The 13,298-nt window shown below is 38.8% G+C and carries 10 protein-coding genes; 8 read left to right on the top strand and 2 right to left on the bottom strand.

The window, feature by feature from the left end; all coding sequences use genetic code 11:
* Positions 1-47: 47 nt before the first annotated feature.
* The 7 genes from E2R51_RS07930 (at position 48) to E2R51_RS07900 (ending at position 9,867) form a co-directional block, all read left to right on the top strand.
* Positions 48-2,486 carry a cell wall-binding repeat-containing protein gene (locus E2R51_RS07930; protein ID WP_133376524.1) on the top strand — a complete coding sequence of 813 codons (2,439 nt, stop codon included), beginning with the start codon at positions 48-50 and terminating at the stop codon, positions 2,484-2,486.
* Between the two features lie 135 nt (positions 2,487-2,621).
* Positions 2,622-3,662 (top strand): GNAT family N-acetyltransferase, encoded by a 1,041-nt coding sequence (locus E2R51_RS07925; protein ID WP_165967173.1) that lies wholly within the window; start codon positions 2,622-2,624, stop codon positions 3,660-3,662.
* Between the two features lie 94 nt (positions 3,663-3,756).
* Entirely contained in the window at positions 3,757-5,028 is a 1,272-nt protein-coding gene (locus E2R51_RS07920; RefSeq protein WP_133376522.1) for a nucleotide sugar dehydrogenase, read from the top strand.
* Positions 5,029-5,081: 53 nt separating this feature from the next.
* Entirely contained in the window at positions 5,082-5,816 is a 735-nt protein-coding gene (locus E2R51_RS07915; RefSeq protein WP_133376521.1) for a WecB/TagA/CpsF family glycosyltransferase, read from the top strand.
* 1 nt (position 5,817) lies between these two features.
* A complete protein-coding gene (locus E2R51_RS07910) occupies positions 5,818-6,918 on the top strand; it encodes a glycosyltransferase family 4 protein (protein WP_133376520.1) in 1,101 nt (366 codons plus the stop codon).
* A gap of 169 nt (positions 6,919-7,087) precedes the next feature.
* The gene (locus E2R51_RS07905; protein WP_133376519.1) at positions 7,088-8,131 is read left to right on the top strand and encodes a glycosyltransferase family 4 protein; all 1,044 of its coding nucleotides are present in this window, start codon (positions 7,088-7,090) and stop codon (positions 8,129-8,131) included.
* Between the two features lie 338 nt (positions 8,132-8,469).
* A complete protein-coding gene (locus tag E2R51_RS07900) occupies positions 8,470-9,867 on the top strand; it encodes a cell wall-binding repeat-containing protein (RefSeq protein WP_133376518.1) in 1,398 nt (465 codons plus the stop codon).
* A gap of 61 nt (positions 9,868-9,928) precedes the next feature.
* Here E2R51_RS07900 and E2R51_RS07895 read toward each other — a convergent pair whose 3' ends face one another.
* Positions 9,929-10,981: an LCP family protein gene (locus E2R51_RS07895; protein ID WP_133376517.1), complete on the bottom strand. Its 1,053-nt coding sequence runs from the start codon at positions 10,979-10,981 to the stop codon at positions 9,929-9,931.
* Between the two features lie 164 nt (positions 10,982-11,145).
* Entirely contained in the window at positions 11,146-11,799 is a 654-nt protein-coding gene (locus E2R51_RS07890) for a YigZ family protein (RefSeq protein ID WP_133376516.1), read from the bottom strand.
* 340 nt (positions 11,800-12,139) lie between these two features.
* On the opposite strand from E2R51_RS07890, the gene E2R51_RS07885 reads away from it, so the two are divergent.
* The gene (locus E2R51_RS07885; RefSeq protein ID WP_165967172.1) at positions 12,140-13,276 is read left to right on the top strand and encodes a sensor histidine kinase; all 1,137 of its coding nucleotides are present in this window, start codon (positions 12,140-12,142) and stop codon (positions 13,274-13,276) included.
* Positions 13,277-13,298 lie beyond the last annotated feature (22 nt).

The raw sequence follows: 13,298 nt of genomic DNA, 5'->3' as shown, positions 1-13,298 counted from the left end.
AAATGTCTCTTCTTTTTTAGTTCTAAAGTATTGAAGGAGTGTGTTAAATGAAAGATAGAAGAATGACATTTTTACGTGAATTCCTGATGGGAATAGCTGTTTTATTAATTGCCCTTTATTTCACTGCCCCTGCAAGTGCCAGTAATCATGTACATGTTTTCCCTCAAGGTAAAACAAACTCAGAGATTGATCCTCATTTATCGATTAAAGTATCGAATAGCGAAAATTCATCGATAGAAATTTTTTACGATGGTCAGATCGTTTATGAAAATCAAGTGGAGATTGGAACTATCGAAGCTCTTTTGGAGACAAAAAAAGATGAAAAGCGCTTCTTTACGGTTATCAATCGATTACAAGGAACTGCAAATGTAATTAACTATACCGTTCTTGAAATAGAAGATAACAGCAGTAAAGAAATTTATACATCGCCATTTTATGAGCGTGCATCATACGAAATAGTTGATAATAATCTTCAAATTACCTATCCTTCATATGAAACAGATGATACGGCAATCGAACCTCAGCTGATGAAGGTCGATCAGTATACATATGGAAAAGGAGTTGAGCAGACCATTTCTGAAAAAAATGTATCTCAAGATAAACCGGCTTACTCAACCCATTCCAATACATCTAAAGCGGTAATTACAGGTTCAAATCCTTCACCTGCCCAAATTAATCAGATTTTGACTGAAGAAGCATTTAAAAGAAATATTCCGCCGGAAATTGTGAAGGCGATTGCTTTTCAGGAATCAAATATGCAGCAATATTGGAATCCTCAATCCGTGCCTGTCAGCCATTATCAAAACCAATGCACGCCAGAACGTGCGGCTGGCAACCCAAATTATTTAGCATGGGATGGAACCAATGTAAAGCTGGGGTATGACTGCATTGGGATCGGCATTATGCAGGTCTCAGACTGGCGTTTTATCGAAAATAAAGCGGATAGAGACCGCTATGTAGAGCGTTTGAAAAATGATCTTCGTTTTAATATTCAAGAAGGATTGGATATTTTAGAGGAAAAATGGAGGTTTGCCAATGCGCGCCATTCAGACGGCAAGCCGCTTATACCGTCTGTTAATGATAAGGATCGAAGAGTAATAGATAATTGGTACTTTGCTATATTGGCCTACAACGGAATGCTTTCTGTAAATGATCCTACTGCTTCAAACACCAGACCATATCAGGAAACGATTTATCATCACATCAGTATGTATGGTTTGATTGATGTAACGCCATTTCCTGTAAACAATTTAAAAACATACTTAAATCCGGGCAGTTCATTGCTTCGTTTTGGGCAGAATCAGTATGCTACGCTGAACCCGCTGACCGTTTCAAAAGCCCAGATAACATCTGGAAACGCGGTACATACGACAGAAAATGTGAATATACGCAGTCTGGGAGATGTTAATGCCATTGTCAGCCCGGGGCTGCCAAAAGGGACCCGTTTGACCGTACTGGACCGGCCAGTAAAATATCCAAATAACATTAACAATCATTATACTTTTATTCCGGTTCGCACGGAGGCAGGGCGTGAGGGCTATGTAGCATCAAGTTATTTAAATCCGACTTCACACTCTTTGGCCGGTGTAAATCGTTATGAAACTGGCGTCAGCATATCAAGTTTCGGATGGGAAAATCAAAATTCAGAAAACGTCGTATTAGGACGTGGGGATTTGCCGATCGATTCACTTACCGGCAGTGTTTTAGCTTCTAATAAGAATGCACCGTTATTATTAACGACTCCATCCACACTGCAAAAATCGATAACTGAAGAAATTAAACGGCTGAAACCTAAACGTGTTTATATACTTGGTGGTGAAGGAGCCATTTCAAAAGATGTAGCTAACCAGATTTCTTCCATGAACATAGAGGTTGTTCGTGTAATGGGAGCCACTCGATATGAAACGGCGGTTTCGGTGGCAAATGTTTATTCTCCTTCATCTGTAAATGAAATCTTTTTAACTACTGGTGATGAAAAATCACCTGACTCATTGTCAATTGCATCTTACGCAGGATCAAATTCAACACCTATCTTGTTAACAACCAAGAGCACATTACGAACTGAAGTTTCACGATTTATCGCTGCAAAAAATGTAAAAAAAGTAACGATAATCGGAGGGACTGGAGCTGTTTCAAGCACTGTTGAAACTCAATTGAAGACTTTGGGAGTTACTGTTGAGAGAGTTAGCGGTGCAGACCGTTATGAAACAAGCGTAGCGATTGCTGAAAAGTATTTCCCGGCAAATCACAATTTAACCAGTGTGTTTTTTGCAAGAGGAGATGTGCTTGTCGATGCTTTATCCGGATCAGCACTGGCTGCAAAATATAAAGCGCCTGTTATTTTAACAAGAAGCACCAGCATACCGGGAACTGTTTCAACCTGGTTAAACGGAATAAATGGAACACCGGTATTATTTTATTTAGGTTCCACCAATGTAATCAGCCCATCTGTCCGGGATGGGTTAGAAAAAATTGTGTTAAACTAGAAGCAGGAATTATGACAAAATCCGAATGTTAATCATTCGGATTTTTTGTAATTAAAACATTACAAAAACTTCGACAAGAATTTACATACGTATATTATAATGTTTGAGACTATTCATAAAGGTGAGTGGCGTTCATTGCTTAGAGGGTATAAACAAAACGATGAAATCAAAATAAACGAGTTGTTTTTTCGTGTATTTCAAACAAAAAGAAGTATTGAGGAGTGGAATTGGAAGTTCTCTAACTCACTAAAGCACCGTCCTCTCATTACTGTGTATGAAGAAGATGATGAAATAGTCGGGCACGCCGCCGCCCTTGTTTTTGAGGGAGAGATAGGCGGAAAACGGGCTTTATTTGCCGAAAGAATCGATGTGATGGTACATCCTGCCCATAGGGGTAAGGGGGTCTATCAAAAGGTCATTCAGCACCTGATGGAACAGTGCCAAAAAAACGGAATTAATTTTGTGTACGGATATCCAGCACCTAAAGCAAAAGAACTTTTTATTCGTTACATGGATGGCCGTGAAATTACTTATGTTCCGAGGCTGATGAAATTTTTATCACCAGGGAAACTAGTGATGGGACGTTTTGTCTTCTTTAAAAAAATAAGCTTTTTATTTACATGGATCGACAGGCTGCTAAAGAAATCAAAAAAAATCCCAGCTGACCTTACCGTTGAGCGAGTGTCCAGGGCCGATGCGAAATTTGATTTATTATGGGATAGAGCTGGCAAAGATTATGATGTATTATTAAAAAGAGACGCTGATTACCTGAATTGGCGATATTTTGAGCATCCAACCCGTAAATATGAAGTTTATTTGGTATCAACGGATAAAAAAATTATCGGTTATTTTGTTATAAGGAAAGAAACCCAGCAAAAAAACAGCCAGTCCATTAATTTCATCCATATTATTGACCTATTATGTGCTAATAACGGGCAGGATATTACACAAATAGTGTTGGGTATTCTGAGTAAAACAAACGAGGCAGATATTGTCTCTACATGGAGTCTTTCTCATACAAATCATTACAAAATCCTAAAGAGCAAGGCAGGGTTTTTTCATATTGGGAATCCTATGCCTCTTGTAGGCAAGGCACTGCATTTTGAAGAATTCACAGAGAATGTTTTTGATAAATCTGCTTGGTATGTGAGCCAGGGGGACGTTGATTCCTACTGATTGAAGGATGAATTGGAATTTAGTCCAAAGATTTACAGCTTTAAATAATACCTGTATAATTCACATTGGTTTATACGAATGGATAAGGAGTTTTATGATGAAGAAAATTTGTGTAGTAGGTCTGGGGTATATCGGATTACCGACATCCGTCATGTTTGCAAACAATGGATTCCATGTTCATGGAGTGGATGTTAACGAATCAGTAATTGATCAGCTGTCCAGAGGTGAAGTACATATTATTGAACCCGGGCTGAAAGAACTGCTGAATTCCGCGATCGAAAAAAATACATTTACCGTTTCCAATACGCCTGTAGAGGCTGATATTTATATAATTGCAGTTCCTTCTCCTATAAATGAAGACAAGTCAGCAAACATGCGTTATGTAGAAGAAGCGACGAAATCAATTGTACCTTACGTAAAACAGGGCAACTTAGTTATTTTAGAATCCACCGTGCCGCCGCGTACAGTAGAAGATATTCTAATACCAATTCTTGAACAATCCGGTTTAGCAATCGGTGATGAATTATATATTTCACATTCTCCAGAGCGCGTAATTCCCGGCAAAGTATTTACTGAGCTTGTGGAAAACGACAGAATTGTGGGCGGAATAAATTCCGTTTCTTCTGACATGACAGTGGAACTATACAAAACATTTGTAAAAGGACAAATTCACGTCACGGATGCGACAACTGCTGAATTAGTGAAAGTCATTGAAAATACCTATCGGGATATCAACATTGCTTTTGCGAATGAACTGGCAAAAATCAGTGATCAAATCGGGGTAAATGTTTGGGAAGCCATTAATTTTGCGAATTTCCATCCCCGTGTAAATATTCACCTTCCTGGACCGGGAGTGGGCGGACATTGCATCGCAGTGGATCCATGGTTCCTTGTTGAGAAACAGCCTGATCTTGCCAATATCATTCATTTGGCCCGGAACACAAATGATTCCATGCCTTCTTATACAGCAGGACGGGTAAAAGAAATCCTGGGTCAAAACGAGCTGGGAAAAGTTGCTGTACTTGGACTGGCCTTCAAAGCAAATATTGATGATATGCGCGAAAGTCCATCAATGGAAGTCGTTAAGCATCTGCGGGAAGAGGACATCGATTTTGTTGCTTATGATCCGCATGCAAGCAGGATCGAATTTGAAGAACAGGTGGCTTCATTTGATGAAGCTGTAAACGGCGCTGATTTGCTTCTAATCTTAACAGACCACCAGGTGTTTAAAGAGCTTGATCTGAAAAGTGTTCGCAAGCAGGTCAAATCTCCGGTCGTGTTTGATACGAAAAACTGTATCAGCCGATATCAATGGGAAGAAAATGGATTTAAAGTATACAAACTGGGTGATTCAAAAAACATTTAAGGCTCATCATTTAAGCGGATGATTGAATGACCAGGAGAGGCAGGACAGTAAGTATGAATTTGAAGGAAAAAATTCTTGGTGTTAATGTGACTGCTTTACCGATCGAAACCCTGCTGCAGGATATTGACCGACGCATTCATGATCGGGATCAAGGCAGAATCGTTGCTATAAACCCGGAGAAAATTATGATGGCTCAAAAAGATGAACAGCTCGCAAGGCTCCTGAATGATTCAGCTTATCAGATTCCTGATGGAGTAGGCGTATCGATTGCTTCTAAAATTCTAAAGGGATCGATCAGATGGCGGATTACGGGAGTAGGCATGATGGAAAAATTACTCCAGCAGGCAAATGAAAAGCAATATCGGGTCTTTTTCTATGGTGCAAAGGAAGAAACGGTTGTTAAAGCCATCTCCAATATTACACAAAAGTATCCTGCTCTTCAGCTGGCCGGTTACATTAATGGATATGAAAAAAATAATGAACTTGTTGTGGATCGTATTAATCAGGCTAAACCAGACATCGTTTTTGTCGCTTTAGGCAGTCCAAGGCAGGAATTATTTATGGAAAAACACATGCATCGCCTTTCAGCTACAATTTTTCAGGGTGTGGGTGGCAGCTTTGATGTTTTTAGCGGCAACGTAAAAAGAGCGCCTGCTTTGTTCAGAAAGCTCGGACTGGAATGGCTTTACCGTCTTTTAAGCCAGCCTTCCCGTTTTAAGCGTCAGCTTGCTTTGCCTCAATTTTTATTATTGGTACTAAAACAAAAATCGAAAAGGGCAGTAAGTTAGCATGAAGATTCTACATGTGATCAGCGGCGGGGAAACAGGCGGTTCCAAAAACCACGTTTTATCCCTTTTTAAAGGGAAGACGACAAATGACATGAAGCTGTTGGTATTTCAAAAGGGCAAGTTGTATGAAGAAGCAGTGAGCAGAGGAATAAATGTAACGTTAATGGAACAAAAAAACCGTTACGATGTCTTCTTATTGAAAAAATTACGTGCATTTATTGAAAAGAACAATATTCAAATCGTTCACAGCCATGGAGCCAGAGCAAACTTGTTTGTGCGGTTGATACATAAAAATATTTCTGCAAAATGGGTAGTCACTGTCCATAGCGATCCTGATTTGGACTTTATGCATAACCGTAAAATGAGCAGAGTATTTTCCGCATTAAATAAATGGGCGTTACCTAAAACCGATCGAATCTTTGCTGTATCAGACCGTTTTAAAACAATGCTAAAAAATTATGGTATTGCTGACAAAAAAATAGTCCCTATTTACAATGGAATTTCGTTTGATCGGGGAAAAATAACAACAAGTCGAGAAAAGTTTTCTTTAAATGAAGATGATTTTGCAGCTGCCATTGTCGCCAGACTGCACCCGGTAAAAGGGCATTTAACTCTTTTTAAGGCAATTGCTGAAATTAAAGAAAAAATTGATATTACCGTTCTTATTGTTGGTGAAGGGGATTTGAAAAACAGTCTCATCGCTGAAGCGGATAAGTTAAACATAAGTGAAAATATTCGTTTTTTAGGATACAGAACAGATATTGATGAAATCTTATCGACTGCGGATGTTTCCTTATTAACATCCCAAAGTGAAAGCTTTCCGCTGGTTTTACTTGAATCAGCGAGAGAAGAAACATCCATTATTACCACTGATGTGGGAGGGGTAAGAGACCTGATCCCAGACTCATCCTTAGGGTGGGTGGTGCCGGTTGAGGATCCTGAAGCATTAGCAAAAGCAATAACAGAAGCATTTTCCATGAAGCAGACCGGTGAACTTAAACTAAAGGGAGTTAAGCTAAGAAAATTTGCTGAAAACAAATTTTCGGTGCAGCAACTTCAGAAATCGATTGAGGATGAATACCGGAATCTAATTGAAAAATGAAACCTAATGGATCAGCAATACGTCTATAAGATAAATGAAAAATTTCGACTTTTTTCACTTTATTTTTAAGCATTGTTTCATTTCTTATGAATGATGGTATAATGAAGCAGGTAAACATAACGATAAAATGCAGAAATAGCAAGCAATCGGGCAGTAAAGGAGGTAAGGCATGTTATATGTAGCTATTGTCATGGCTTTTGTATTATCCATAATCTTAACACCAATAGTTAAAAGGTTTTCTATTGCTATTGGGGCCACTGATACTCCAGATGCAAGAAAAGTACACAATAAAATTATGCCTCGAATGGGAGGCTTAGCAATATTTATTAGTTTTATAATAGGTATTCTTTTCGTTTATCCGGAAGGGCAATATACCTGGCCAATCATTGTTGGAGCTTCAATTATCATACTGACGGGAGCGTTGGATGACCTATTTCAACTACCCCCAAAACTAAAGGTGCTTGGACAGCTTGTCGCAGCTCTAACCGTTATACTGTGGGGCGGAGTTCAAGTTGAATTCATTAACCTTCCTTTTGGAGGAAAGCTGGAATTTGGATATTTAGCCATTCCGCTAACGCTTTTGTGGATCATTGGTATTACGAATGCGATCAACTTAATTGATGGACTCGACGGACTGGCAGCCGGTGTATCTTCAATCGCATTAATTACTATTTCTGGTATGGCGGTAATCATGGGAGATGGTTATGTAGCTATCTTCGGATCTATTTTGGCCGCAAGCACAATAGGATTTTTATTATATAATTTCCACCCTGCAAAAATCTTTATGGGTGATACAGGATCCTTATTTTTAGGATTTATGATCTCAGTACTGGCTCTTCTTGGATTCAAGAATATCACAGTAATTTCCTTCTTGATTCCAATTTTAATTTTAGGTGTACCCATCTCGGATACATTTTTTGCGATCATCAGAAGAATTGTTAATAAGAAGCCGATATCAGCTCCAGATAAATCACATCTTCATCATTGCCTGCTAAAAGCAGGATTTTCCCATAAAGAAACTGTATTAGTTATTTACGGCATTGCTACAATGTTCAGTATGTCAGCCTTTATCTTTTCGCAATCAACTCTTTGGGGAGCAATACTGGTCATGACCGTTGTATTGATTTCCATTGAAATCATTGTCGAAAGCGTTGGCCTGCTCGGAAAAGAATATAAACCATTTCTAAACTTTGTAAGAATGCGCGGCAAATAGTTTAATAGAGTAAAGTGCCCTAACGAATATGTTCGTTAGGGTATTCTTTTTATACCAGGTCATTTTTTTATTTAACTGAAATTTGCAGCTTAGTGCTCCTGGTAGCTTCGTAGTCTAAGGCGTCGAAAATCGCCCTGATAGCGAATAGTAAACAATCCTCTTTTTGAATATGCTGTCGTTTGTAAATGAACGGTAAGGAAATATGAAATTATACTAAATTTTCTAACATATTTTTGTATTTATATAGCATATTTTCATTAGCTCCCTTATACTTTTAATTGTAATAGAATAGTAATATTTTCTAATACAACTACTACATAACAGGGAGAAGTGAAAAAATGAAGAGTAAATTGATTTTGGTTTCATCGATATTGTTAGGGGGAAGTTTGCTGGCAGGCCAGTCTTCATTTGCGGAAGGAGACAAACCGTTAGTGAAGAATAATGAAGGCATAAGTGTAAGCGATTACGGTGATGATATGATTTTTTATGAAGAAGAGCCTAATGACTCTTTTGATCTGGCTAATTCAATTGTTTTAGATGATGTAGCTGTAGGATCCCTGGTAAAAGATGATAAGGATTTCTATAAATTAACCATTGAAGGAGATCAGTCAATTCCTTTTGAAGCGGGTGCAGGAATAGAGGCTGAAGAAACAGAAAAGAAAATCCTAGTAGAGCTTTATGGTGAAGATCAACAGAAGATTGAACCTGCAGAAATCCATAAGGAATCAGATACCTATGGTTTTAGTGCAGAATTGGAGCCGGGGACTTATTATTTAGCTGTTTCGGATGAGAAAAATATTGATTCCGAACAGGAATACTATTTATATGCCTTCGGTTATTCTGAAGAACCGGTCGTATCAAGAATGTTTGGTGAAGATCGCTATGAGACGGCATTTGAAATCGCCAAAACTGGCTGGTTTGAAGATGAAACGCCTCATATTATATTGGCAACAGGATCAGAATTTCCCGATGCGCTTGCAGGTTCACCTTTAGCGTATGAATATGATGCTCCTATTCTATTAACAAGAAAAAATTCTGTGCCCTCAGCGGTAAAAGAGGCCATCGAATATTTTGGTGTAGAAAAAGTGACGATCCTGGGCGGGACAGGTGCAGTTTCGAAAGAAGTAGAAACCTACTTAAAGAAAACATTAAAGGTGAATGAGGTAACCCGGGTTGCCGGGAAAGACCGCTATGAAACTGCTGCTTTGATTGCTTCAGAGCTTCCTGGAAATGAAACGGCGTTTGTTGCAAATGGTTCGAATTATCCGGATGCGCTTTCTGTAGCTTCACATGCTGCTTCAACTGGCAGTCCAATTTTGTTAACGCGGGCTAACTCGGTGCCGGCTGCAACAACGAATGCTCTTGAAAATTATAATGACAGCTGGGCTATTGGCGGTACAGCAGCAATTAGTAAAGAGGTCTTCAAAGAATTACCTAGACCAAAGCGAATTGCAGGTAAAGATCGTTATGAAACATCGGTACAGGTTGTGCGTCAATTAAAGATGGATACTGACTTTGTTAATCTTGCAACAGGACAAAACTTTGCTGATGCCCTGACAGGATCTGTACTAGCTGCGCTTTATGATGAGCCTGTGCTGTTAACCAGATCAGACCGTTTGCCAACAGAACTTAAAGATTTTATTGTGGAAAAAGATGTTTACTATTTTACAATCTTAGGCGGTTCTGGTGCAGTAAGCTACGATGTGGACGATGAAATACTTTCTCTTTTTGAATAAAATAGCTAATAAACAGACAAAAAACCTGTAATCTCAGAATCTATGAGATTACAGGTTTTTTTTACCATTCAGGTTCTTCTGTGTTTTCTACTGCAGGGTGCTGAGAACCTTCTGCTTCAGGAGTCCCGTTAGGATCAGACATGCCCAGGTGCTCCTGCAAATCAGCACGAAGATTTGCAAGTTCTTCTTCATATGCTTCATAATAATAAATTCCGTTATATGTGACCGCTTCTCCTTCGAGGGTTTGCATATCCACTTTCAGGTCAGAGTTCGTTGCATAGGAGATAAAGGATCTCATATCTTCAAACTTCATGTTGGTCTTCATATTATTTCCGATCGCTTCTATAACATCTGAATATTTGCTGATTGAACCAACAGAAGTTGACCGGTCAAGAATTGCCTCCATTACTTCAAGCTGGCGTCCACCCCTAGCAACATCACTGTCATATGAGCGGGAACGTGCAAAAGCAAGGGCTTCTTCACCATTAAGCAGCTGACGTCCTTCCTTTAACGAAATTGCATTAGTAGAATCATCAGAGTTCATTTCTTCCATGTCAAAAGGCACTTCGACTTCTACTCCATTTAACGCCTCAACCACATCGATAAAAGCATAGAAGTTCATACGAACGTAGTAATCAACCGGGACGTCAAGCAGTCCTTCCACAGTTTCCATTGAAGCCTTTGGACCTCCAAAGGCATGTGCGTGATTTATCTTATCTTCAATGCCAACTTCAGGAATGTACGCCAGGGTGTCACGGGGAATACTAGTTAATTTAACAGATTTATCATCATTGTTAAGCGTAGCAAGAATCATTGCATCGGAACGGGAGGCACCGCCTTCAAATCCAGAAGCATTTTTGCGTTTATCACTCTCATCAACCCCTAAGAACAATATTGACACATGATCGACATTCGGATCGACAACCTCATCCCGTTTATCGGAGTTTTGAACTTCCTCATAGGATTCGTTGGCTACATCCTGGGCTTTAACATACAATGAAACGCTATATCCTATGGCTATGAATCCAACTAAGAGAAGGGGCAAAAGAATAATTAAAAATCTTTTTCTCAGCTTTCTCCCCTTTGATTTCTTTTTATACGTTTTTCTATCCATTTGATTGAATGGCTCCTTTGTAGGAAATTTCGTTTGACTTTCAGGGCATACGGACTAATATCAAAAAAAGAATCAGGTTTTTGAGCAAAAGATTTGCTTTTTACAGCCCGAACTCTATTTTACTCTTTTTCCGCATTTCAGTAAAATGAAACTTTGATTACAAATTAATTATTGTCGAAATAAGCTGAAATTTTTTCCTCTAAGTACACTTTTTCCCCTGACTTGATTATTGCCTTGCCGTTTGTGAGCTCCGTCATCCATTCGACAAACTGATCAAACTCTTCATCTTTCACATAAGATTCAATGGATACATCTTCTAAGTAATGAATCTCCTTTAAAGGATAGCTTGAGGAACGGATTTCATTTTCAATTTTACCAAGCCAAGTATAATCAATTACAGTGGTAACCAGACGGTTTAAACTGCGCCGGACGATGCCTGCTGCGTTAATGCCTTCGGTGGTTGAACGTCCATAGGCGCGAATTAGTCCGCCTCCGCCAAGTTTTATACCGCCAAAGTACCGTGTAACGACAACGACCGTGTCTTTTAAGTCACGTTTTTTTAAGACTTCAAGCATTGGGATGCCGGCAGTGCCTGTAGGTTCACCATCGTCATTTGCTTTTTGGATAAGGTTATGTTCACCGATCATGTATGCTGAGCAGTTATGGTTGGCTGATGGATGCAATTTTTTAATTTTTTGAATGAAATGCTGTGCTTCCTCTTCTGTTTCGGCACGGTTAACAGATGTAAGAAACCGAGACTTTTGGATGATAATCTCGTTTTCTGCAAATCCGCTGACTGTATAGTAATTAGTTAACATGATTAAAGCTCTCCTTATCAAATGAACATGCTATATTACACCATTATAACAATAATGAGCAACTTTCGTCATATTATGTCACGGTGAAATTAATCTGAAATCTCGTATGTGCCATTTGTAATGGAACTTTAATATCGTGACCTTATAACGATGTTATAATTAATTAGGTTCCGAAAAATTTAGATAATGTGCTATTTTATTATTGTAGTAAAGTAATTGATTTTAATGATATTCGACATCTACTGCGTTAAAAACATATATTACGCAGAGCTTTTCTTTTAACTGGTTTAACAGTATAATTTTAGGTACAAATATTTGGTATAGGAAAGGAGTCTGACGGGTGTCCGCAAATAGTTTAGATTCCCAAATGCTAGACAAAATTTTGGGTAAAATGATCGATACCGTGGACCAAAGTAAATCGGAAATTTTTGAAATTGGTGAGCAAACACGCAATGATTACGATGAGCTGGTAAAAGAACTGAGTCAAATTAAGGATAATATTACCACCGTCATATTTGAAGGAGACAATCTCGAACATCGCTTCCTTTTGTCACGAAAGCGTCTTGCAGAAGTTAGCCGTCATTTCAAAGACTTTTCCGAAGATCAGGTCCGGCAAGCATATGAAACTGCTTACGACCTCCAGATAAAACTTTCTGCTTACCAACAAGAAGAAAAACAGCTGCGCAGCCGAAGAGATGAGCTTGAAAGGCGTCTGCAAAGCATGTTGGATACAATAGAACGTGCAGAAAATTTAGTAACGCAAATATCCGTTGTTTTAACTTATTTAAACAGTGATATAAAACAGATGGGTGCTGCATTACAAAACGCTGAACAAAAGCAGGAATTTGGTATTAAAATAATTGAAGCACAAGAAGAAGAGCGAAAAAGACTTTCCCGGGAAATACATGATGGCCCTGCTCAGATGATGGCGAATGTACTCATGCGGTCAGATCTAATAGAAAAAGTATATAAATCTCAAGGTGCTGACCAGGCAATTGTTGAAATTCAACAATTAAAAAGCATGGTGAGATCTGCTTTATCTGAAGTGCGCCGCATTATTTATGACCTGAGACCGATGGCTCTTGATGATTTAGGTTTAATTCCGACCCTCAGAAAATATCTAAGCTCAATCGAAGAGTATAGTAATGGGACTAAGCTATCATTTGTGCAAATTGGGGAAGAATCCAGATTAAATCCAAAATACGAAATTTCAATCTTCCGATTAATTCAGGAATCCGTTCAAAATGCGCTTAAGCATGCAAACGCTACTGAAATAAACGTTAAAGTCGAAATCCGAAGCAATCTTATTTCAATAGTCGTTAAGGATGATGGAAAAGGATTTGACTCCGCTGAAAAAAAGCAGGGCTCATTTGGATTGATTGGAATGAAGGAACGTGTTGATTTACTGGCGGGCGAAATGGCTGTGCATTCCACGCCAGGATCCGGGACACTCATAATGATACAAGTGCCGCTATAATGGATTTCATATGATCAAGGAG

The sequence above is a fragment of the Jeotgalibacillus sp. S-D1 genome (assembly GCF_004358665.1).
GTDB lineage: Bacteria > Bacillota > Bacilli > Bacillales > Jeotgalibacillaceae > Jeotgalibacillus.
The sequence above is the reverse complement of the archived record's forward strand: the minus strand, read 5'-3'. Positions and strand labels throughout refer to the sequence as shown.

Bases quoted from the DNA above. Each gene is read 5' to 3' on its own strand.
- E2R51_RS07930 (WP_133376524.1), top strand. From the start codon at position 48: ATGAAAGATAGAAGAATGACATTTTTACGTGAATTCCTGATGGGAATA.
- E2R51_RS07920 (WP_133376522.1), top strand. From the start codon at position 3,757: ATGATGAAGAAAATTTGTGTAGTAGGTCTGGGGTATATCGGATTACCG.
- E2R51_RS07915 (WP_133376521.1), top strand. From the start codon at position 5,082: ATGAATTTGAAGGAAAAAATTCTTGGTGTTAATGTGACTGCTTTACCG.
- E2R51_RS07910 (WP_133376520.1), top strand. From the start codon at position 5,818: ATGAAGATTCTACATGTGATCAGCGGCGGGGAAACAGGCGGTTCCAAA.
- E2R51_RS07905 (WP_133376519.1), top strand. From the start codon at position 7,088: ATGTTATATGTAGCTATTGTCATGGCTTTTGTATTATCCATAATCTTA.
- E2R51_RS07900 (WP_133376518.1), top strand. From the start codon at position 8,470: ATGAAGAGTAAATTGATTTTGGTTTCATCGATATTGTTAGGGGGAAGT.
- E2R51_RS07895 (WP_133376517.1), bottom strand. From the start codon at position 10,981: ATGGATAGAAAAACGTATAAAAAGAAATCAAAGGGGAGAAAGCTGAGA.
- E2R51_RS07890 (WP_133376516.1), bottom strand. From the start codon at position 11,799: ATGTTAACTAATTACTATACAGTCAGCGGATTTGCAGAAAACGAGATT.